Annotated in this window: 20 protein-coding genes; 12 read left to right on the top strand and 8 right to left on the bottom strand. The window is 56.4% G+C overall.

Annotated elements, in window-relative coordinates; genetic code table 11:
• Positions 1-4 precede the first annotated feature (4 nt).
• Positions 5-862 carry a deoxyribonuclease IV gene (nfo, locus tag IM304_RS09885; protein WP_148419858.1) on the bottom strand — a complete coding sequence of 286 codons (858 nt, stop codon included), beginning with the start codon at positions 860-862 and terminating at the stop codon, positions 5-7.
• 64 nt (positions 863-926) lie between these two features.
• On the bottom strand, positions 927-1,973 hold the full coding sequence (locus IM304_RS09880) for a YeiH family protein (RefSeq protein WP_193355611.1): 1,047 nt from the start codon (positions 1,971-1,973) through the stop codon (positions 927-929).
• 97 nt (positions 1,974-2,070) lie between these two features.
• Here IM304_RS09880 and yieE point away from each other — a divergent pair, with 97 nt between their 5' ends.
• Together yieE and IM304_RS09870 are read left to right on the top strand one after the other, a co-directional pair.
• A complete protein-coding gene (gene yieE / locus IM304_RS09875; RefSeq protein ID WP_193355610.1) occupies positions 2,071-2,937 on the top strand; it encodes a DNA-binding transcriptional regulator YeiE in 867 nt (288 codons plus the stop codon).
• 170 nt (positions 2,938-3,107) lie between these two features.
• Complete coding sequence (locus IM304_RS09870) at positions 3,108-4,577, top strand: amino acid permease (protein WP_148419855.1); 1,470 nt, start codon at positions 3,108-3,110, stop codon at positions 4,575-4,577.
• A gap of 54 nt (positions 4,578-4,631) precedes the next feature.
• On the opposite strand, the gene IM304_RS09865 is transcribed toward IM304_RS09870, so the two are convergent.
• Together IM304_RS09865 and fghA are read right to left on the bottom strand one after the other, a co-directional pair.
• Entirely contained in the window at positions 4,632-6,617 is a 1,986-nt protein-coding gene (locus tag IM304_RS09865) for a ligand-gated channel protein (RefSeq protein ID WP_193355609.1), read from the bottom strand.
• Between the two features lie 266 nt (positions 6,618-6,883).
• Positions 6,884-7,711, bottom strand: coding sequence for an S-formylglutathione hydrolase (fghA, locus tag IM304_RS09860; protein WP_193355608.1), 828 nt, complete (start codon positions 7,709-7,711; stop codon positions 6,884-6,886).
• Between the two features lie 137 nt (positions 7,712-7,848).
• On the opposite strand from fghA, the gene IM304_RS09855 reads away from it, so the two are divergent.
• The 7 genes from IM304_RS09855 (at position 7,849) to mglC (ending at position 16,042) form a co-directional block, all read left to right on the top strand.
• On the top strand, positions 7,849-8,997 hold the full coding sequence (locus tag IM304_RS09855) for a YbfB/YjiJ family MFS transporter (RefSeq protein ID WP_193355607.1): 1,149 nt from the start codon (positions 7,849-7,851) through the stop codon (positions 8,995-8,997).
• A gap of 102 nt (positions 8,998-9,099) precedes the next feature.
• Positions 9,100-9,768: a GTP cyclohydrolase I FolE gene (gene folE / locus IM304_RS09850; RefSeq protein ID WP_148419851.1), complete on the top strand. Its 669-nt coding sequence runs from the start codon at positions 9,100-9,102 to the stop codon at positions 9,766-9,768.
• Positions 9,769-9,786: 18 nt separating this feature from the next.
• The gene (gene yeiB / locus IM304_RS09845; RefSeq protein ID WP_176609886.1) at positions 9,787-10,944 is read left to right on the top strand and encodes a DUF418 domain-containing protein YeiB; all 1,158 of its coding nucleotides are present in this window, start codon (positions 9,787-9,789) and stop codon (positions 10,942-10,944) included.
• A 155-nt stretch (positions 10,945-11,099) separates the two neighbouring features.
• Entirely contained in the window at positions 11,100-12,122 is a 1,023-nt protein-coding gene (galS, locus tag IM304_RS09840) for an HTH-type transcriptional regulator GalS (RefSeq protein ID WP_148419849.1), read from the top strand.
• A gap of 295 nt (positions 12,123-12,417) precedes the next feature.
• On the top strand, positions 12,418-13,416 hold the full coding sequence (gene mglB / locus IM304_RS09835) for a galactose/glucose ABC transporter substrate-binding protein MglB (RefSeq protein ID WP_148419848.1): 999 nt from the start codon (positions 12,418-12,420) through the stop codon (positions 13,414-13,416).
• Between the two features lie 79 nt (positions 13,417-13,495).
• A complete protein-coding gene (gene mglA, locus IM304_RS09830) occupies positions 13,496-15,016 on the top strand; it encodes a galactose/methyl galactoside ABC transporter ATP-binding protein MglA (protein WP_148419847.1) in 1,521 nt (506 codons plus the stop codon).
• Positions 15,017-15,031: 15 nt separating this feature from the next.
• Entirely contained in the window at positions 15,032-16,042 is a 1,011-nt protein-coding gene (gene mglC, locus IM304_RS09825; RefSeq protein WP_176609889.1) for a galactose/methyl galactoside ABC transporter permease MglC, read from the top strand.
• A gap of 36 nt (positions 16,043-16,078) precedes the next feature.
• Here mglC and sanA read toward each other — a convergent pair whose 3' ends face one another.
• From sanA to IM304_RS09805, 4 genes are all read right to left on the bottom strand, one after another.
• On the bottom strand, positions 16,079-16,792 hold the full coding sequence (gene sanA, locus IM304_RS09820; RefSeq protein ID WP_176609890.1) for an outer membrane permeability protein SanA: 714 nt from the start codon (positions 16,790-16,792) through the stop codon (positions 16,079-16,081).
• 127 nt (positions 16,793-16,919) lie between these two features.
• Positions 16,920-17,804, bottom strand: coding sequence for a cytidine deaminase (cdd, locus tag IM304_RS09815; protein WP_193355606.1), 885 nt, complete (start codon positions 17,802-17,804; stop codon positions 16,920-16,922).
• A gap of 128 nt (positions 17,805-17,932) precedes the next feature.
• Positions 17,933-18,628, bottom strand: coding sequence for a CidB/LrgB family autolysis modulator (locus IM304_RS09810; protein ID WP_193355605.1), 696 nt, complete (start codon positions 18,626-18,628; stop codon positions 17,933-17,935).
• A complete protein-coding gene (locus IM304_RS09805; protein WP_148419844.1) occupies positions 18,625-19,023 on the bottom strand; it encodes a CidA/LrgA family protein in 399 nt (132 codons plus the stop codon). The genes IM304_RS09810 and IM304_RS09805 overlap by 4 nt, the downstream gene beginning before the upstream one ends.
• A gap of 168 nt (positions 19,024-19,191) precedes the next feature.
• Between IM304_RS09805 and dusC the strand changes: the two genes are divergently transcribed.
• From dusC to IM304_RS09790, 3 genes are all read left to right on the top strand, one after another.
• Positions 19,192-20,127, top strand: coding sequence for a tRNA dihydrouridine(16) synthase DusC (gene dusC / locus IM304_RS09800; protein WP_148419843.1), 936 nt, complete (start codon positions 19,192-19,194; stop codon positions 20,125-20,127).
• A gap of 333 nt (positions 20,128-20,460) precedes the next feature.
• Positions 20,461-21,879 (top strand): multidrug resistance outer membrane protein MdtQ, encoded by a 1,419-nt coding sequence (gene mdtQ, locus IM304_RS09795; RefSeq protein WP_193355604.1) that lies wholly within the window; start codon positions 20,461-20,463, stop codon positions 21,877-21,879.
• A gap of 50 nt (positions 21,880-21,929) precedes the next feature.
• Positions 21,930-22,694, top strand: a complete 765-nt coding sequence (locus tag IM304_RS09790) for an SDR family oxidoreductase (RefSeq protein WP_193355603.1) — start codon at positions 21,930-21,932, stop codon at positions 22,692-22,694.
• Positions 22,695-22,735 lie beyond the last annotated feature (41 nt).

Below are 22,735 nucleotides of genomic sequence, written 5' to 3'. Positions count from 1 at the left end.
TTTTTTATGCCGCCTGTTCAGCGGTCTGCTGCGCTTTCAGCCAGGCAATTTCTTCCGCCCAGATATCCGGGTTGATGGTTTCCAGCACCATCGGAATGCCGTCGAAGCGGGCGTCCTGCATAATAAAGCGGAACGCATCGTGGCCAATATTGCCTTCGCCCAGGCTGTGGTGGCGGTCAACGCGGCTGCCGAACGCGCTTTTTGCATCGTTTAAGTGCATACCGCGCAGGTAGTTAAAGCCAACAATCCGCTCGAACTCGTCGAAGGTGTTCTTCGTTGCCTCGGTTGTGCGCAGGTCATAGCCGGCCGCAAACGCGTGGCAGGTATCAATGCACACGCCCACGCGGGATTTGTCTTCCACGCCGTCGATGATCGCCGCCAGATGTTCGAACCTGAAGCCCAGGTTGCTGCCCTGACCGGCGGTGTTTTCAATCACCGCCGTCACGCCTTTAGTTTTATCCAGCGTGATGTTAATGGACTCGGCAATGCGCGCCAGGCAGGCGTCTTCATCGATCTGCATCAGATGGCTACCCGGATGGAAGTTGAGCAGCGTAAGCCCGAGCTGCTCGCAGCGCTGTACCTCATCCAGGAACGCTTCACGGGATTTTTCCAGCGCCTCAGCAACCGGGTGGCCGAGGTTAATCAGATAGCTGTCGTGCGGGAGGATCTGGCCAGGCCCATAGCGGTACTTCTCGCAGGCGGCCCTGAAGCTATCAATCACTTCAGCGGTGAGGGGAGCAGCGCGCCACTGGCGCTGATTTTTGGTGAACAGGGCGAAGGCGGTCGCCTCGATTTCGGCGGCACGAATGGCGGCATTCGCAAGGCCACCGGCAGCGCTAACGTGCGCTCCAACATATTTCATAAAAAGACTCCTGTTAACCCGAAACGCCTATGATAACGGGTTAACAGGAGAAGGACGAGATGGTTTATGCCTGCAGGCTGTGTACGGCGAGGTTAATCGCGCCGCCGCCCACAATCAGCCAGATGAAGAGCACCAGCGCCATCAGCAGCGGCTTCGCACCGGCTTTTTTCAGGGCGCTCACGTGCGTGGTTACGCCCAGCGCCGCCATCGCCATGGCCAGCAGTACCGTATCCAGCGTGACCAGCATATCCACCACCGCCTTGGGCAGCAGGTGGAAGGAGTTAAAGATGGCAACCACGATGAACAGGATCGCAAACCATGGAATGGTGATTTTACTTTTCTCGTTGCCGCCCGCCGGCGCCAGCTGTTTAACCCGCGCCGCCAGGAAAATCAGGAACGGTGCCAGCATCATTACGCGCAGCATTTTAGCGATGACCGCCGCGTTTTCCGCATCCGGACTGATGGCGTGACCTGCCGCTACCACCTGCGCCACTTCATGCATGGTTGAACCGATATAGATGCCGTAGGTTTCCGGGCTGAACCAGTGCGCCACCAGCGGGTACATGGCCGGATAGAGGAAGATCGCCAGCGTACCGAAGATGACTACCGTCGCGACGGCCACCGTGACTTTACTGGCCTCGGCCTTAACCACCGGCTCCGTCGCCAGCACCGCGGCCGCGCCGCAGATGCTGCTGCCAGCACCAATCAGCCAGCTGGTTTGTTTGTCGAGCCCAAAGATCTTCTGGCCGATGAAGCACGCCAGTAAAAAGGTGCTCGTAAGGGTCAGGACGTCGATGGCAATGCCGCTGACGCCCACATCCGCAATCTGCGAAAAGGTGAGGCGAAAGCCGTAAAGGATGATCCCGAGACGTAATAAATGCTGTTTGGCGAAAATAACGCCCCCGTCACAGGATTTCCAGATGTGCGGATAAACGGTATTCCCGACGACCATGCCGAGCAGAATGGCCAGCGTTAAGGCGCTGAACCCTGCACCGGCCACCGCCGGAATGCTGCCGCCCCATAAGGCGACACCGGTAACCACGGCGCTGAGCGCAAGACCCGGCACGAAGTGCCACACTGTACGATGATGTTGTAAGGTGATTTCTGACATAACCTTCTCCTTTGTCTGGCTAAAGGTTACGGCGCTCTGGCTTAAAAATAAAATTGATTATATATTTATAATCAATCTTTATAAGTGGTAAGCAACCATGTACATTACATTGCGTCAGCTGGAAGTTTTTGCCGAAGTGCTGAAGAGCGGCTCGACGACCCAGGCGTCACAAATGCTGGCGCTCTCGCAGTCTGCCGTCAGCGCGGCCTTAACCGATCTTGAAGGCCAGCTGGGCGTCCAGCTGTTCGACAGGGTAGGAAAGCGGCTGGTGGTGAACGAACATGGCCGACTGCTCTACCCGCGCGCGCTGGCGTTGCTGGAGCAGGCCGTCGAAATCGAACAGCTGTTCCGCGAGGATAACGGTGCGATCCGCGTGTACGCCAGCAGCACGATCGGTAACTATATTCTGCCGGAAGTGATCGCCCGCTACCGCCGGGATTTCCCGACCCTGCCGCTGGAGATGAGCGTGGGCAACAGCCAGGATGTCATCAACGCGGTGATTGATTTCCGCGTGGATATCGGGCTTATCGAAGGGCCATGCCACAACGTCGATATCATCGCCGAACCCTGGCTGGAGGACGAGCTGGTGGTGTTTGCGTCTCCGGCCTCTTCTCTACTGCAGGGCGAGGTCACGCTGGAGCGGCTGGCGCAGGCCCAGTGGATCCTGCGAGAGCAGGGCTCCGGCACGCGTGAGATTGTCGATTATCTGCTGCTCTCGCACCTGCCTCATTTCCAGCTGGGCATGGAGCTGGGCAATTCAGAGGCGATTAAGCACGCCGTACGCCATGGTCTGGGCATTAGCTGTCTTTCCCGACGGGTGATTGCCGAGCAGCTGGAAACCGGATCGCTGGTTGAGATCCCCGTTCCGCTGCCGAAGCTGGTGCGCACATTATGGTGCATCCACCATCGCCAAAAGCACCTTTCCAGTTCGCTGCAGCGTTTTCTGCGCTACTGCGAGATGTAAAATCGCCCCTCACCCTGGCCCTCTCCCCAAAGGGGAGAGGGAAAAATTATGCTTTACTTATAATCCTGGCCGAGTCATGAAGCTCTCTTATAACTGAGCATTTCTGCCGGAAGGAACGCAGATCGTCTGCTACAATCGCGCCTCATTTATTGAATGGACAGCATTTTCACATGGTTTCAGAAACTAAAACCACAGAAGCGCCCGCGCTACGTCGCGCACTTAAGGCGCGTCACCTGACGATGATCGCCATTGGCGGATCTATCGGTACAGGTCTTTTCGTTGCCTCTGGCGCAACGATTTCGGCAGCAGGCCCGGGTGGGGCACTATTCTCTTATATCCTGATTGGCCTGATGGTGTACTTCCTGATGACCAGCCTGGGCGAACTGGCAGCCTATATGCCGGTATCGGGTTCGTTTTCGACCTACGGTCAGAAATACGTTGAAGAAGGCTTCGGCTTCGCGCTGGGCTGGAACTACTGGTACAACTGGGCGGTGACTATCGCCGTGGATCTGGTCGCCGCACAGCTGGTGATGACCTGGTGGTTCCCGGACACGCCGGGCTGGATCTGGAGTGCGCTGTTCCTTGCGGTGATTTTCCTGCTGAACTACATCTCCGTTCGCGGCTTTGGCGAAGCGGAATACTGGTTCTCTTTGATTAAAGTGGCAACCGTCATCATCTTTATCGTCGTCGGTGTGGCGATGATCGTTGGTATTTTCAAAGGGGCTGAACCGGCCGGGTGGAGCAACTGGAGCATAGGCGATGCGCCGTTTGCCGGAGGCTTCTCGGCGATGATTGGCGTGGCGATGATTGTCGGCTTCTCCTTCCAGGGCACCGAGCTGATTGGCATTGCGGCCGGTGAATCTGAAAACCCGGAGAAGAACATTCCTCGCGCGGTGCGTCAGGTGTTCTGGCGTATCCTGCTGTTCTACGTATTCGCGATCCTGATTATCAGCCTGATCATTCCGTACACCGATCCAAGCCTGCTGCGTAACGACGTGAAGGACATTAGCGTCAGCCCGTTCACGCTGGTCTTCCAGCACGCGGGCCTGCTCTCTGCGGCGGCGGTAATGAACGCGGTGATCCTGACGGCGGTGCTGTCTGCGGGTAACTCCGGCATGTACGCGTCCACCCGTATGCTCTATACCCTGGCCTGCGACGGCAAAGCGCCGCGTATTTTCTCGAAACTGTCCCGCGGTGGCGTGCCGCGCAACGCGCTGTACGCGACCACGGTGATTGCCGGTCTGTGCTTCCTGACCTCCATGTTCGGCAACCAGACGGTGTACCTGTGGCTGCTCAATACCTCCGGTATGACGGGCTTCATCGCCTGGCTGGGCATTGCCATCAGCCACTATCGTTTCCGCCGCGGCTACGTCAAGCAGGGCCACGATCTGAACAACCTGCCGTACCGTTCAGGGTTCTTCCCGCTGGGGCCGATTTTTGCCTTCATTCTGTGCCTGATCATCACCCTGGGCCAGAACTACGAAGCCTTCCTTGCGGACACCATTGACTGGGGCGCCGTGACGGCCACCTATATCGGTATTCCGCTGTTCCTGATTATCTGGTTTGGCTACAAGCTGACGAAAGGAACCCGCTTCGTTCGCTACAGTGAAATGGATTTCCCGGAACGATTTAAACGCTAAACGCACTTCCTCTCTTTAAGCCCGCTCATTTGAGCGGGCTTTTTTATGGGCAGATCAGAAGCTGTAGGTCATGCCAACCGTATAGCGTCGCCCGTCAAGCACGGTGTCATACGTATCGTAATCAATCTGCTTATCAAGCACGTTATACACACCGGCGGTAACAAGCAGGTTTTTGTTCGCGTTGTAGCGCAGACCGACATCAACCTGAGTGTAGGACGGCGTGCCCTGGGACATTGACGTACGGCTCAGATACTCGGACGTTTTACCGCGAAGGTTCAGACGGCTCCAGAAACCGACGTCGGGCGTCGCCTGCCAGTCCAGGGTGGTGTTGAACATGTGCTTAGGCATCTTGTTCAGCGGCTTGCCGGAGAACTGACCGCTCTTCTGCTCGGATTCGGTATAGGTATAGTTTGCGGTCCAGTTCACATCGCGCGAGATTTTCCAGCCGAACGAGGACTCCACGCCGCGCATGTTGGCTTTGTCCACGTTGACGCGGTCGCTCACGAAATCATAGCTGTGATTGCCAATCGTACAGGCGGGATCGGCGCTGCTGTTACAGCGGCGAACTTCCGTAATCTTGTCCTTGAAGTCGGTATTAAACAGCGTAACGCCGGCATTCAGGTTATCGTTGTTATCCCAGAGCAGGGCGAGCTCTTCGCTGAGGCTCTTCTCTGGTTTCAGATCCGGGTTGCCAACGATGATACCGTCAAGACGGCCGCCACCCGTTACCTGGCCCCAGCTGGCGGAAGACTGACGCAGATCCGGCGCCCGATAGCCAGCCGAAACCCCGCCTTTCAGCGTCCACTGTTCGGCCAGGTGCCATACGCCGTAACCGCGCGGGGTCCAGTTCGTCCCGTAGTTTTGGTCTTTGTCCATACGCAGGCCGCCGGTCAACGTAAAGCTTTCCGTCATTGACCATTCATCTTCGGCAAACAGGGCCCAGCTCCAGCGCGTCAGTTTGTTCAGGCCGTCCGCAGCTTCCAGCTGATTGCCCTTGTCGCGCAGTTTCTCGTACCGATACTGCCCGCCGAGGGTCAATGTATGATCGCCGAGGAAAATCTGGTTCTGGTTGTTGAAGGTGGTGTTATACGAGCGCATTTTGCGACCTGGGTTATTGGTCTCTTCCTGCTGGATATAGCTGGTGGTATTGAAGTCGTCGTAATACCCGCTGTGGGTTAAGGAGTAAGTTGTATGCTCATAGCGCGAGTCGCTTTTGGTATTTGGCTTACAGGTCGTTCCCCGGCAGGTTTCAGACGCTTTCGACATGCCTGGCGTGCTGTTTCTGTCCTGAAGCTCACGAGCAAAATCAAGATCGAAATCGTTCTTCTCGTCCGGCGTAAAGTTCAGCGTAATGCCACCGTTACGCATTTTCTGCTCGTTATACCCGTTCACTATCTTATCTTCGGCGCGGCGTGACAAAAGCCCCGTCACTTTTGCGCCCAGCAGGCCGTCAATCAGAGGACCTGAAGCGTAGGCGTTGGTCTGGAAGATGTCGCCGGAATCATGGTTTTCCTGGAAGGTTGCATCGCCATGCAAAGAACCGGTCCAGGCTTTGGTGTTCGAGACTTTTTTGGTAATGACGTTGATGACACCACCCATAGCATCAGAGCCGTAAAGCGAGGACATCGGGCCGCGGATGACCTCGATGCGCTCTATGGACTCCAGTGGCGGCAGCCAGCCTTGTTCAATACCCGAGTTATCGCTGTTTGGACGGGTGCTTCGCGTACTGACGCGTTTGCCGTTCACAAGAAACAAGGTGTACTGAGATGCCATACCGCGAATACTGATATCACTGCTACTCCCGCCGCCAGTGACGACAACGCCCGGGACGTCTCTCAGGGCATCGGTAACATCACGGTAGGCTTTATCTTCAATCTGCTGTTTCGAAATAACAGAGATGGAGGCGGGGGCATTCTGGATCTTTTGTTCAAAACCCGTCGCGGTGACGACAACGGTGTCCTGATCGGCTGCGTGAACGAAGGGGGTAAATGTGGCAGCGCCAACGGCGACGGCCAGGAGCTTAACGCGGAGTATTGTCATTTGTACATTCCATATAAAAAGAATAAAACTCCATCGGGATAACCCTGAGAACTGTATGATTTTGTCTTTTAAGAACTCTTTGAGATGGAGAAGAGCCTGGAATTGTACAAAAGAATGTAGAATTGTAAACGCAAATGATAATTGAAATCATTTGTGTTTGATGTAAATAAAAGAAAACCGGTCTGGTTTCAAGCGGATAGGATTATGTAAATGAGGGGGAGGGGATAGGCCCGGTATACAGGAGTCTACCGGGCAAAAGGCCGAACTTACCTGAACAAATGCTCCGCATGGAAGCGGAGATGGTCCTCAATAAAGGACGCCATAAAGTAATAGCTGTGGTCGTATCCCGGCTGGATGCGCAGCGTCAGCGGCCAGTCTTTCTGACGCGCCGCTTCGGCCAGCACCGCAGGCTGTAGCTGCCCGGCGAGGAACTGATCCGCATCACCCTGATCGATAAGCATCGGAACCGCGTCTTCCGTCCGGCTTGCCAGCATCAGCGCGCAGCTGTCCCATTCCTGCCATTTTTGTACATCTTCCCCCAGATAGGCCGTAAAGGCTTTTTGCCCCCACGGTACCTGCGTTGGGTTCACGATGGGCGCAAATGCCGACACGCTGGCGTACTTGCCCGGATTTTTCAGCGCCATTATCAGCGCGCCGTGGCCGCCCATGGAGTGACCGCTAATCGCGCAGCGCTCGCTCACCGCGAATTCTGACTGAATCAGTGCAGGCAGTTCATCACGGACATAATCATACATGCGGTAGTGGCTCGCCCACGGCTGCTCGGTGGCGTTCAGATAGAATCCGGCGCCTTTGCCTAAATCGTACCCGGCATCGTCCGCCACATCATCCCCTCGCGGGCTGGTGTCTGGCATCACCAGCGCGATGCCCAGCTCAGCGGCAATACGCTGGGCTCCCGCTTTAGTGGTGAAGTTTTCGTCATTGCAGGTCAGGCCTGAAAGCCAGAACAGAACCGGTGGATTTTCCGTCGGTGGGAGGAAAATGCTGAACGTCATGGCACAGTTCAGGACGGTGGAGTCGTGCCGCCAGCGCTGCTGTCGACCTTCAAAACAACGATGCTCTTCGAGCAGTTCCATGCAGGGCTCCTTATACGGAAGACTATTCATGAAACTCATAATACAGAGTTTTCATTGACCTGCGAGCAACTTTCACTTTCGCAGGACGGCGAGATGTTGCATCATAAATTTACTTTTCTTTAACAATTGGAGCGATCATGGCGCTGCGTATCGCGCTCAGCGGATTTGTGGTTCTGGTCGTGGCGATGGGGATAGGGCGCTTCGCCTTCACGCCTCAGGTGCCGCTGATGATTGCCGCCGGGCAACTCACGCTCACCAGCGCGGGGCTGGTCGCGGCGATGAACTATCTGGGCTATCTGGTAGGCGCGTGGGATGCCATGCGCGCCCATCGCTTCGTCGAAACGCGTCTCTGGCTGGGCATTGGCGGCGCGGTGGCGCTGACGCTGCTCTCCGCGGCGGCAGATAACGCCATCGTTCACGGCCTGCTGCGCTTTGTGATTGGCTGCATGAGCGGCTGGTCGATGGTGCTGATTGCCGCCTGGACCAACGAGCGGCTGGGGCAGCTGGGCAAGCCGGGGCTGAGTGCGGCCGTCTTTGCCGGTCCCGGGGCCGGTATTGCCCTGAGCGGCCTGCTGGCGGTCTATATTCAGGCGAAATCCCTGTCCGCCGGAGCGGCATGGCAAATTTACGGCGTGCTGGCGCTGGTGCTGATTGCGCTGGTGGCCCGGTATCTGCCGCGTGCGGGTCAGCTTCATCGTCCGGGTTCCGCACCTGAACCGCTGCTGCTGACCGCAGATTTAAAGCGCCTGGTCTGGAGCTACAGCCTGGCGGGGTTTGGCTATATCCTCCCGGCGACCTTCCTGTCGCAAATGGCGGCCGTGCGTTTTCCCGGCAGCCTGTTTGCCCAGTTTGTCTGGCCGATTTTTGGCGCCGCCTCGGTGGTGGGAATTGCCCTCAGCATTGCTCTGCGCCATACCTCGACGTCCAACCGCAGGCTGGCGATTGTCCTGTGGCTACAGGGCGTTGGCGTGCTGGCGGCATGGCTCCTGCCGGGCATTGGCGGTTTGCTGACGGGCGGGCTGCTGGTGGGCGGCGGTTTCCTCTGCGCCGTACAGCTCTCCCTGTTATACGGGCGCGAGCTGGCGCCAGACCACACGCGCTACATGGCGGGACTGCTCACCACCGGGTATGCCATCGGTCAGCTGATCGGTCCGGTTACCTCGGCCCTGTCGACCTGGCTTACCCACCGGCTGGAGCCTGCGCTTGGGCTGGCCGGTATCGCGCTCTTTGTCGCTGGCGGCCTTGTCTGGAATCGTCACGCTGAAAGGCAACAGCAATTGCAATAATTATCGTCGTGAATACTGGATTATGTGCGTCGCCTCACGCACAATGAGCGCACACTTTTGCCACAACGAGGGCAAAAGACGCCACACCTGCAGGAGAAAAGAATGCCATCACTCAGTAAAGAAGCAGCCCTTGTCCATGAAGCGCTGGTTGCGCGCGGTCTTGAAACGCCACTGCGCCCGCCCGTGCAGGAACTGGACAATGAAACCCGCAAGAGTCTGATCGCCGATCACATGACGGAGATCATGCAATTGCTGAATCTCGATCTGAGCGACGACAGCCTGATGGAGACGCCGCACCGCATTGCAAAAATGTACGTCGACGAAATTTTCTCCGGCCTGGACTACGCGAATTTCCCGAAAATCACCGTCATTGAAAACAAGATGAAGGTTGATGAGATGGTGACGGTGCGCGATATCACGCTGACCAGCACCTGTGAACATCACTTCGTGACGATCGATGGCAAAGCGACGGTGGCCTATATTCCTAAAGATACGGTGATCGGCCTGTCCAAAATCAACCGCATCGTGCAGTTCTTTGCCCAGCGTCCGCAGGTGCAGGAGCGTCTGACGCAGCAGATCCTGACCGCGCTGCAAACCCTGCTGGGTACCAACAACGTGGCGGTGTCCATCGACGCGGTACACTACTGCGTGAAAGCCCGCGGCGTGCGTGATGCCACCAGCGCGACCACCACCACCTCGCTGGGCGGTCTGTTTAAGTCGAGCCAGAACACCCGCCAGGAGTTCCTGCGCGCCGTGCGTCACCACAACTAAGCAGACAGGGCAGGGACCATGGAGCGAAACGTCACGCTCGATTTTGTTCGCGGCGTCGCCATTCTCGGTATCCTGCTGCTGAATATTAACGCCTTCGGTCTGCCGAAGGCGGCGTATCTCAATCCGGCGTGGTATGGCGACATCACGCGCAGCGATGCCTGGACGTGGGCCCTCCTCGATCTCTTTGCGCAGGTTAAATTCCTTACCCTCTTTGCGCTTCTCTTTGGCGCGGGGCTTCAGCTTCTCCTCAGGCGCGGCACGCGCTGGATCCAGTCGCGCTTAACGCTGCTGGTCATCCTCGGCTTTATTCACGGACTCCTTTTCTGGGACGGCGATATTCTGCTGGCTTATGGCCTGGTGGGCCTTATTTGCTGGCGGCTGATCCGCGACGCGCCCGGCGTAAAAAGCCTGTTCAACACCGGGGTGATGCTCTACGTCATGGGGCTGGCCGTGCTGCTGCTGCTGGGCATGATTGCGGATGGTTCCACCAGCCGGTCATGGACCCCGGACGCGGCGAACCTGCAATATGAGCAGTACTGGAAGCTGAAAGGCGGCGCGGAAGCCATCGGCAACCGGGCCGATATGCTGGGCGATAACCTGCTGGCGCTGGGCGCGCAATACGGCTGGCAGCTGGCGGGAATGATGCTGATTGGCGCCTCCCTGATGCGCACCGGCTGGCTGAAAGGGGAGTTTAGCCTGCGTCACTATCGTCTCACAGGCGCGGGCCTGGTGCTGCTCGGCGTGATGATTAACCTTCCGGCGACGATCGTACAGTGGCATCTTCAGTGGGATTACCGCTGGTGCGCGTTCCTGCTCCAGGTCCCGCGAGAGCTGAGCGCACCGTTCCAGACCGTTGGCTATGCGGCGCTGATCTACGGCTTCTGGCCGCAGCTTTCTCGCCTGTGGATCGTCAGCGCGGTGGCCTGCGTTGGGCGGATGGCGTTAAGCAATTACCTTCTGCAAACCCTGATATGCACCACGCTATTCTATCGATTTGGCCTGTTTATGAAATTCGACCGCCTGACGCTTCTGGCGTTTGTTATTCCGGTCTGGATTGTTAACGTGATGTTTTCCGTCATCTGGCTGCGCTATTTCCGTCAGGGCCCGCTGGAGTGGGCGTGGCGGCAGTTAACCGCGCGTGCGTCGGGTGTATCATTACGTAATACATCCAGATAACGATCTGGATCACAATCATTAACAAAACGGATGTAAGCGTTTTCATCTGTGTGAGCTTCTTCACGTAGTCTCCTTTCTCTCGCTGCCAGAATAGCCACCTTGCTAAACACAGGGGGTGTCTGTGAGTTGCTGCAATTCCTTAAAGGGTGGTGAATATGATCACCATTCGTGACGTCGCCCGCCTGGCGGGTGTTTCTGTTGCTACCGTCTCCCGCGTGCTGAACAACAGCGCGCTGGTCAGCCCTGAAACGCGTGAAACCGTAATGAAAGCCGTGACCCAGCTGGGGTACCGGCCAAACGCCAATGCCCAGGCGCTGGCCACGCAGGTCAGCGATACCATTGGCGTGGTGGTGATGGATGTGTCGGACGCCTTCTTTGGCGCGCTGGTTAAGGCGGTGGACGTTGTCGCCCAGCAGCACCAGAAGTATGTGCTGATTGGCAACAGCTATCACGAGGCGGAAAAAGAGCGTTATGCCATTGAGGTGCTGATCCGCCAGCGCTGCAACGCCCTGATCGTGCACTCAAAAGCCCTGAGCGATGAGGAGCTTGCCGGGTTTATGGAGCAGATCCCCGGCATGGTGCTGATCAACCGCATTGTGCCCGGCTATGCGCACCGCTGCGTTGGTCTGGATAACATCAGCGGCGCAATGATGGCGACGCGGATGCTCATCAGCAACGGCCATCAGCGTATTGGCTATCTGGCTTCCAGCCACGGCATTGAAGACGACATGATGCGCCGCCAGGGCTGGCAAAACGCCCTCAAAGAGCAGGGCATCGTGCCGCTGGAGAGCTGGGTAGGAACCGGTTCGCCGGATATGCAGGGCGGTGAAGCGGCAATGGTTGAGCTGCTGGGACGTAATCTTCAGCTGTCGGCGGTGTTCGCCTACAACGACAGCATGGCGGCAGGGGCGCTTACCGCGCTGAAGGACAACGGCATTGCGGTGCCGCAGCATTTATCGCTGATCGGCTTCGACGATATCCCGATTGCCCGTTACACCGATCCGCAGCTGACGACGGTGCGTTACCCCATTGCGTCGATGGCGAAACTGGCGACGGAGCTGGCGCTGCAGGGGGCGGCAGGGCTGCTGGATCCTGACGCAACGCATTGTTTTATGCCGACTTTAGTGCGGCGTCATTCGGTCGCGGTTCGGCAAACTGTGGCTCCGATCACTAACTGATAACATCAGGTGATGTAACCGTTTTCAATCTGTGAGTAAATTCACAGTATCTTAACAAGCCGCTGTCTATGATGTCAGCGTTTTAGGGGCTGAAACATAATGTAACGGTGATTATTCGCTTTTACCGTTACCACCATGCCTCAAACAACGAATAAAACGCATTTCTGGAGCGTTACCGAACACGGAAGCTGGACATTTTATAAGTGAACTTCGGCGATCAGTAACGTTTTATTAACATCTGCCCGCCGACCGTTTTTCACAAGAACTACCCTGCATAAAAAAAACCGGAGATACCATGAATAAGAAGGTGTTGACTCTGTCTGCTGTCATGGCAAGTATGCTTTTTGGCGCAGCAGCGCACGCAGCGGATACCCGTATTGGCGTAACTATCTATAAATACGACGACAACTTCATGTCTGTTGTGCGTAAAGCAATTGAAAAAGATGCTAAAGCGGCGCCAGACGTGCAGCTGCTGATGAATGACTCCCAGAACGACCAGTCCAAACAGAACGATCAGATTGACGTTCTGCTGGCAAAAGGCGTGAAGGCGCTGGCCATCAACCTGGTTGACCCGGCGGCGGCGGGCACGGTTATCGAGAAAGCGCGCGGCCAGAACGTGCCAATTGTCTTCTTCAACAAAGAACCTTCCCGTAAGGCGCTGGATAGCTACGACAAAGCGTACTACGTGGGTACTGACTCTAAAGAGTCCGGTATTATCCAGGGCGATCTGATTGCGAAACACTGGGCGGCGAATCCGAACTGGGATCTGAACAAAGATGGGCAGATTCAGTTTGTGCTGCTGAAAGGCGAGCCGGGCCACCCGGATGCTGAAGCTCGTACCACTTACGTTATCAAAGAGCTGAACGACAAAGGCCTGAAAACCCAGCAGCTGGCGTTAGACACCGCAATGTGGGACACCGCTCAGGCGAAAGATAAGATGGATGCGTGGCTCTCTGGTCCGAACGCTAACAAAATTGAAGTGGTTATCGCCAACAACGATGCGATGGCAATGGGCGCAGTAGAAGCGCTGAAAGCGCACAATAAATCCGCCGTTCCCGTGTTTGGCGTAGATGCGCTGCCAGAAGCGCTGGCGCTGGTGAAATCTGGCGCCATGGCCGGTACCGTGCTGAACGATGCTAACAACCAGGCGAAAGCCACCTTTGACCTGGCGAAAAACCTCGCTGACGGTAAAGGCGCTGCTGACGGCACCAGCTGGAAAATTGAAAACAAAATCGTTCGCGTTCCTTACGTGGGCGTAGACCAGTCCAACCTGGCTGAGTTTATCGGTAAATAAGATCTTCGTTTTATCTTCACTGGGCGCAATTCGTTGCGCCCTTTTATAACGCGATATGCGAGGCCAACAAGGTATAATTATGGTCAGCACAGCTACTCAGTCGTCCGGTGAATACTTGTTGGAAATGACCGGCGTTAATAAGTCATTCCCCGGCGTTAAGGCACTCGATAATGTTAATTTAAAAGTGCGTCCTCACTCTATTCATGCGTTAATGGGTGAAAACGGTGCGGGTAAATCAACGTTATTAAAATGTCTTTTTGGGATCTATCAAAAAGATTCTGGCAGCATTCTTTTTCAGGGAAAAGAGATCGATTTCCACTCAGCGAAAGAAGCGCTGGAAAACGGCATCTCGATGGTACACCAGGAGTTAAACCTGGTTCTGCAACGTTCAGTAATGGATAACATGTGGTTGGGTCGTTATCCAACCAAAGGCGTTTTTGTCGATCAGGACAAAATGTATCGCGATACCAAAGCCATTTTTGACGAGCTGGATATTGATATCGATCCGCGCGCGCGCGTGGGAACATTATCCGTATCCCAGATGCAGATGATCGAAATTGCCAAAGCGTTCTCCTATGATGCGAAAATCGTGATCATGGATGAACCGACATCGTCATTAACGGAAAAAGAGGTTAACCACCTTTTTACCATTATTCGCAAGCTGAAGGATCGCGGCTGCGGCATCGTCTATATCTCACATAAAATGGAAGAAATTTTCCAGCTGTGCGATGAAATCACCATCCTGCGCGACGGCCAGTGGATTGCCACGCAGCCGCTGGAAGGGCTGGATATGGACAAGATCATCGCCATGATGGTTGGCCGTTCCCTGAACCAGCGCTTCCCGGACAAAGAAAATAAGCCGGGCGAAGTGATTCTGGAAGTGCGCAATCTCACCTCGCTGCGTCAGCCGTCCATTCGTGACGTCTCTTTCGACCTGCACAAAGGCGAGATCCTGGGTATCGCGGGGCTGGTGGGCGCTAAGCGTACCGATATCGTGGAAACCCTGTTCGGGATCCGTGAAAAATCCGGCGGCACCATTACGCTGCACGGCAAGAAAATCAATAACCACAACGCGAACGAAGCCATTAACCACGGCTTTGCGCTGGTGACGGAAGAACGTCGTTCAACCGGTATTTATGCCTACCTCGATATTAACTTTAACTCGTTAATTTCGAATATCCGTAACTACAAAAGCAAAATCGGTCTGCTGGATAATTCCCGCATGAAGAGTGATACCCAGTGGGTCATTGACTCCATGCGCGTGAAAACGCCGGGCCACCGTACGCAAATTGGCTCACTCTCAGGAGGGAACCAGCAGAAGGTGATTATCGGTCGCTGGTTATTAACGCAGCCTGAAATTCTGATGCTGGATGAACCTACGCGCGGTATCGACGTCGGGGCAAAGTTTGAGATTTACCAGCTGATAGCAGAGCTGGCTAAGAAAGATAAAGGGATCATTATTATCTCTTCCGAAATGCCGGAACTGTTAGGGATCACGGATCGTATTCTGGTTATGAGCAATGGTCTCGTTGCCGGTATTGTTGACACCAAAACGACAACGCAAAACGAAATTTTGCGTCTTGCGTCTTTGCACCTTTAAGATCAGGGGCTCCTCATGAGTGCGTTAAATAAAAAAAGTTTTCTCACTTATCTGAAAGAAGGCGGTATTTACGTTGTTCTTTTAGTATTGCTGGCAATTATTATTTTCCAGGACCCTACGTTCTTAAGCCTGCTGAACCTGAGTAACATTCTGACCCAGTCTTCCGTACGTATTATTATCGCGCTGGGCGTGGCGGGGCTTATCGTAACCCAGGGGACTGACCTTTCGGCAGGACGCCAGGTGGGTCTGGCGGCGGTTATTGCGGCAACCCTGCTGCAGTCGATGGAAAACGCCAACAAGGTGTTTCCGGAGATGGCAACCATGCCGATTTTTGTGGTGATCCTGATTGTCTGCGCCATCGGCGCGGTGATTGGCCTGATTAACGGCATCATCATCGCTTACCTGAACGTGACGCCATTTATCACCACGCTGGGCACGATGATCATCGTTTACGGTATCAACTCCCTGTACTACGATTTCGTCGGCGCGTCCCCCATCTCCGGCTTCGACAGTGGTTTCTCCACCTTCACGCAGGGGTTTGTGGCGCTGGGCAGCTTCCGGCTCTCCTATATCACCTTCTATGCGCTGATTGCGGTGGCGTTCGTCTGGATCCTGTGGAACAAAACCCGCTTCGGTAAAAACATCTTCGCCATCGGCGGTAACCCGGAAGCGGCGAAGGTCTCCGGCGTTAACGTGGCCCTGAACCTGCTGATGATTTATGCCCTGTCCGGCGTGTTCTACGCCTTCGGCGGGCTGCTGGAAGCGGGCCGCATCGGCTCTGCCACCAACAACCTCGGCTTTATGTACGAGCTGGATGCGATTGCGGCCTGCGTGGTTGGCGGCGTCTCCTTCAGCGGCGGCGTAGGTACCGTGCTGGGCGTCGTGACCGGTGTGATCATCTTCACCGTGATCAACTACGGCCTGACCTATATCGGCGTGAACCCGTACTGGCAGTACATCATCAAGGGCGCGATTATCATCTTCGCGGTTGCGCTGGATTCACTGAAGTACGCGCGTAAGAAATAAGCCTGCCAATAATCCTGAACCCGCCGCATGGCGGGTTTATTTTTTCTTCTGCATTTCCAGCAGCTGCTCCGGCGTCACCGCCGGGTAACCCTGCGCATTTTCCGGTACTTCATGCATCGCCGGGATCGGCACCAGCGGGCCTAAAAAGCGCGGCTCGCGCTTGAACAGGTACAGATCGGCCAGGGCGCCGAAGCGGGCGCCAAACTCGCGCACGCGTACGCTCAGCATATCTTTTGGCGACGGCACGGCATAGCACTGGGCCTGAATGCCCATGTGCAGCGCGATAAACAGCGCCCGCTCGCAGTGGAAGCGTTGGGTGATAATGATGAAGTCATTGGTGTCGAACACCTTGCGGGTGCGCACGATGGAGTCCAGCGTGCGGAACCCGGCGTAGTCGAGCACGATGTCGGCCGGGTCGACGCCTGCGGCAATCAGATCTTTGCGCATCGTCACCGGCTCGTTATAGCTTTGCAGCGCGTTATCGCCGCTCAGCAGCAGATAGTTCACCTTGCCGCTGTTATAGGCGTTGAGCGCGCCCTGAATACGGTAGCGGTAGTACTGATTAATGACGCCGGTGCGATAATACTTGGCGGTACCGAGCACCACGCCCACCTGGCGGTAGGGGAGGTCCTGAAGGTCATCGAAGATGTAGGGAGCTGTTTTCCAGCTCATCCAGCGGTCGAGGCCCAGCACGATCAACAGCAGTATGCCGACCAGGACAGACAGGCTGTAAAACACGCGCTTTAACATGCAGATGGCTCGTACCGATGATGAAATTTCCCTCAGGCTACTGTACCCGCCTGGTTAGCGCAAGAAACAGCGAATCAACTGAGGGGTTTTTCGTCAGACGGGCGGGCATTTCTGCCCGCCGACGTGATTATGCGAGCAGGACGCGCTCGATGGTCGAACAGCCCAGCGCTTTCAGCGTGGCCGCGGTGGCGTCCCACTGGATCAGCGGTGCATCGGCTTTTTCAGCCAGAATAGCGCGCTGAATATCCGGGTAGTCGTACCCGTTCAGGCTGAGCAGGTTCAGTGCACCCTGCAGCGGGGGCAGCGTCGGGTTAAACGCGGCGTTTTCTGCATAGCTACCGGTGAAGATGCGCCCGTCGCGGCACTGAAGGGCGACGCCGCTTGGGGATTTGCTGTACGGCGTGTGGCTTTTATTGGCGGCTGCAATGGCTGCCTCGCTGAGCGCATCCCCCGTCAGCGCAAAACCGTGGTTCTGCTCGTCCATCAGCAGGGTTTTGATCTCAAGATCTTTCGGGCCAAAAGCGTCAGGCAGGTAATCGCCCAGCGTATGCGGCGCGCGTCCCGGCAGGTTGATGCGCAGCTCCAGACCGCTGTTCAGCTCGTTCATAAACTGGCGGCAGTGGCCACAGGGGGTATAGTTGACGGTGATGGCGCTCAGCGCTTTTTCACCGCGCAGCCAGGCGTGGCTGATGGCGCTCTGCTCCGCGTGAACGGTTTGCTGCATGGTGGCGCCGAGAAACTCCATGTTCCCACCGAAGTACCAGGTTCCACTCACGCCGCGCGCGATTGCACCTACGTTAAAATGGGAAAGATCAGCGCGGGCGCAGGCAGCGGCCAGCGGCAGCAGGGCGAAAGCCAGCGCGTCTTCGTCCAGCCCCGTCGCCTGCTTAAGCGTCGAGACCTGTTCTGCCGTCAGCAGGGCGGGGAAATGCGCATCCGCCAGAACCGGAGCCAGGGCTGATTGCAAATTCTCTGCAAGCTGAGAGAAAGCAGCTTGAAAACGTGGATGCATGACGTTGCCTCATCAAGGTTAATGGATCGGTAGTGTACGGAGCCGTTCGGCCTTTATATGTGATCCAAATCTCATTATGTGTGCAACTTATGAAATGAAAATGAAATTTGCGCGACGCATCGCAAATTTTAGCCCATTACCGCCAGAATAACCGGGAAGATAAACGGCGCGACCAGGGAGGTAATAATCCCGCAGATCACCAGCGCCAGCGAGCTGAACGCCCCTTCCTGGTAGTCCAGCTCCGCGCAGCGTGCGGTGCCCAGCGCGTGCGAAGCGGTGCCCATCGCCAGACCGCGCGCCGCTTTGGTACGAATTTTCATGATATTCAGCAGCGTGTGGCCAAACACCGCGCCCAGGATACCGACAAATATTACGCACACGGCGCTGATGGCCGGGATGCCGCCAATGCTGCCGCCCACGGCCATGGCAATTGGCGTGGTGACGGATTTAGGCAGGATAGAGGCGGCAATCTGCGGTGACGCGCCCATCAGCAAGGCCACTGAGGTGCCGGTGATCATCGCCGCCAGGCTACCCACGAAGCAGATAGTGATGATCGACTTCCAGCGAGCGCGGATCTGATGCAGTTGCTCATATAAAGGAAACGCCAGCGCCACCACGGCAGGCTGCAATAAATCGTTGAGGATCTTGCTCCCGGCGAAGTAACGCTCGTAGGGAATGCCGGTGAGCAGCAGGAAAGGAATAATTACCACCATGGCGACCAGCAGCGGGTTGAGCAACGGCATTTTGAAACGAACCGCAAGCTTACGCGCGGCGAAGAACACCGCCAGCGTTAACGGCAGGGACCACCAGATATTGGCCATCATTTTTTAGCTCCTTTCTGCCCGACCACGCGACGTTCACCGTGCACCAGATGCGAGCTCCAGCTCACCACCAGGAACACCACCAGCGTGCTGATGGCGCAGGAGACAACAATCGGGCCGAACTGCGCTTTAAGCACATCGTAATACTGCATTACCCCGACGCCGATAGGCACAAAGAGCAGGGCCATATAGCGAATAAGCACGAAGCATCCAGGGTTGACCCATTGCGCAGGCAGAACCTGTAAAGCCAGCAGCACAAACAGGATCAGCATGCCGATAATGCTGCCGGGGATGACGATGGGCAGCAGCGAGGCGATAAAAATGCCGGCGTACAGACAGGCATAAATCAGGACGAAGGCGCGAAGATATTGCCAGATAGTATTCAGTGATTTGCTCATGGTGAAAGTCCTTGCTGAGACGTATTCATCATACAATTAAACCTGAAAATGTGCCACGGATCACATCATGAATTTTGCGCATACCAGACATTCCGCAATGGAACGCCGGGCTTTCAACATACATAGAGAGCAGCTACTATAGCGCGTCTTTTTTCACAGGTACTCAGAATGCGTGTTTTACTGGCCCCGATGGAAGGCGTGCTCGACTCGCTCGTGCGCGAGCTGCTAACCGAGGTGAACGATTACGATCTCTGCGTGACGGAGTTCTTGCGCGTGGTCGATATGCTGCTGCCAGAAAAATCATTTTATCGCCTCTGCCCTGAGCTGCACCGCCAGAGCCGTACCCCTTCCGGAACGCTGGTGCGCATCCAGCTGCTCGGCCAGTATCCCGAGTGGCTGGCGGAAAACGCCGCCCGCGCGGTGGCGCTTGGCTCTTACGGGGTTGACCTTAACTGCGGCTGTCCGTCAAAGCTGGTGAACGGCAGCGGCGGCGGGGCGACGCTGCTCAAGGATCCTGAGCTGATTTATCGCGGCGCAAAGGCCATGCGTGAGGCGGTGCCGTCGCATCTGCCGGTCACGGTTAAGGTGCGGCTTGGGTGGGACAGTGGCGATAAGCAGTTTGAAATTGCTGACGCGGTGCAGCAGGCCGGAGCAACCGAGCTGGTGGTTCACGGGCGCACCAAAGAGGACGGCTATAAAGCCGAGCGCATCAACTGGCAGGCCATAGGCGAGATCCGCAAGCGGCTTGCCATCCCGGTGATCGCCAACGGTGAAATCTGGGATTACGAGAGCGCGCAGGCCTGCCTGAAGGAGACCGGCTGTGATGCGGTGATGATCGGCCGCGGCGCGCTTAACGTGCCAAACCTCAGCCGGGTGGTAAAATATAACGAGCCGCGCATGCCGTGGGCTGACGTGGTGAAGCTGTTGCAAAAATACACGCGGCTGGAGAAGCAGGGCGATACCGGGCTGTACCACGTTGCGCGCATTAAACAGTGGCTGAGCTATTTGCGTAAAGAGTACGGCGAAGCGCTGGGGTTATTTCAGGAGATCCGGACGCTGCAAACCTCGGCAGAGATTGCGCGGGTGATCCAGTCGAAGCATTAAGCAAAGCGTTACTATGCTCGCCCGGCAGGACGCCGGGCGACAGAATCAGAAAATAATCTTGAATACGCCGGTTACCACCAGCAGCCCTATCAGAAATATAATCAAAATAACCCACAATAGTATTTTCATTCGCTTCTCCTGCGTATGTCTGTCGTGAATAAGTGTAGCAGCCAATTCATAATTGGTATGAATACATGCAATTAATACATTTTTTAAGGATATAAATTTCCGAATATAAAAATGTATGACAATGTACGGATTGCCACGCGTTACTAAAAAACGCTGCGCCATCAAGCGTAAGTTGCGCCTTTATTTTTTTGAGTGCATGGCGTAATGAAACGTTTTCTTATTTTATCTCTGAGTGCTCCCCTTGTTTTAATCCTGGCCGCCTGCGCGCCGGAACATGCGACGGTGTCGCCAGTAAAGGCGCAAACGGCGGCCGCGTCGGTGAATAGCCCGCTGCGCCATGCCGACTGGCCGAAAAGCGAATGGTGGAAAGACTATAACGATCCGCAGCTCAGTTCGCTGATCGCCAAAGCGATAGCCGATGCGCCGGATATGCAAATTGCCCGGCAGCGCATCACGCTGGCGGAAGCGCAGGCGAAGGCCGCTATCGCTGCGGATGGCCCGCAGATGGATTTTTCCGCAGACGTGGAGCGGCAAAAAATGTCGGCTGAGGGGCTGATGGGGCCGTTTGCCCTGACGGACCCGGCCGCGGGAACTACCGGTCCGTGGTACACCAACGGGACTTTCGGCCTGACGGCGGGCTGGGATCTGGATCTGTGGGGCAAAAATCGCGCCCGGATTGAGGCCCGCATCGGTAAAGTGAATGCGCAAAAAGCGGAGCTGGAGCAAACCCGCCAGCTGCTCGCCGGCAGCGTCGCGCGCCTGTACTGGGCGTGGCAGACCGAGGCCGCCGTGGGGGATGTGCTCGGCCAGATTAAACAGGAGCAGGAAAATATCATCGGTGCCGACCGTGAACTTTATCAGCACGGCATTACCTCCTCGGTGGAGGGCGTTGAAACCGACATCAATGCCGGTAAAACCGACGAGCAGCTAGCTGACGTGAAGGGTAAAATGAGGGTTATTGAAGCGCGCCTGAACGCGTTGACCAACACGCCTTCCGTTAGCCTTGCCAAACGCCCACTGCCCGCGGTAGAGGCAACGCTGCCGTCCACGCTCGGCTACGAGCTGCTGGCCCGCCGTCCGGACCTGCAGGAAGCCCACTGGTATATCGAAGCGTCCATGAGCGAAGTGGATGCCGCGAAGGCCGCGTTCTACCCCGACGTTAATCTGATGGCCTTCTTACAGCAGGATGCGCTGCACCTGAGCGACCTGTTCCGCTCGTCCGCGCAGCAGATGGGCGTGACCGCCGGGCTGACGCTGCCGATCTTTGACAGCGGTCGCCTGAATGCGAACCTGGATATCGCTCAGGCGCAGAACAACCTCTCCGTGGCGAACTACAACAAGGCCGTGGTGGACGCCGTAAATCAGGTCGCCCGCACGGCCAGCGAAGTGGAAACGCTGACCGCCAAAAATCAGCACCAGCAGCAGATCGAAAAAGACGCGGCGCGAGTCGTTGCGCTGGCGCAGGCGCGCTTCAGCGCGGGGATCGTTGCCGGTGCGCGGGTGAGCGAGGCAAAAATCCCGGCGCTCAGGGAGCGTATTTCCGGCCTGATGCTGAAAGGCCAGTACGTGGATGCCACGCTCCAGCTGACCTCCGCGCTGGGTGGCGGATATCATCACGGCTAAAATCGCGCGTTATCTATACTTACCTCTTTACAGATTTTCAGGAGGTGAGTATGACGCGAGTCGCAATTGTTACCGCATCGGATTCGGGAATTGGTAAAACGACGGCCCTGATGCTGGCCGAACGCGGGTTTGATATCGGCGTAACGTGGCATTCGGATGAAAAAGGAGCGCTGGAAACCTGCCGTGAAGTTGAAGCGCGCGGGCAGCGCGCCGAGGCCATTCATCTGGACCTGAGCAACCTGCCGGAAGGCGCCAGGGCCATTGAAACGCTGGTTGCGCGCTTCGGGCGGCTGGATGTGCTGGTTAACAATGCCGGGGCAATGAACAAATCGTCTTTTCTTGACCTGTCCTTTGACGACTGGCGGAACATATTTACCGTTGATGTTGACGGCGCGTTTCTCTGCTCGCAGATCGCCGCGCGTCAGATGGTGAAGCAGGGGGAAGGGGGGCGAATAGTGAACATCACTTCGGTGCATGAACATACGCCGCTGCCGGAAGCCAGCGCCTACACCGCCGCAAAGCATGCCCTGGGCGGGTTAACCAAGTCGATGGCGCTGGAGCTGGTGCAGCATAAGATCCTGGTGAACGCCGTCGCCCCCGGCGCGATTGCCACGCCAATGAACGACATGGACGACAGCGAAGTTAAAGAGGGATCAATGCCGTCAATCCCGCTGGCGCGCCCCGGCCACACCAAAGAAATTGCCAGCCTGGTGGCGTGGCTGTGCGACAGCGACGCCAGCTACACCACCGGGCAGTCGTTTATTGTCGACGGCGGTTTTATGCTGGCGAACCCGCAGTTTAAGCCACAAGGGTAGATACCCTTCTCCCTCTCCCTGTGGGCTGAGGGACGGAGTGA

Source organism: Enterobacter cloacae complex sp. P40C2 (assembly GCF_014930695.1).
GTDB lineage: Bacteria > Pseudomonadota > Gammaproteobacteria > Enterobacterales > Enterobacteriaceae > Enterobacter > Enterobacter pasteurii.
The sequence above is the reverse complement of the archived record's forward strand: the minus strand, read 5'-3'. Positions and strand labels throughout refer to the sequence as shown.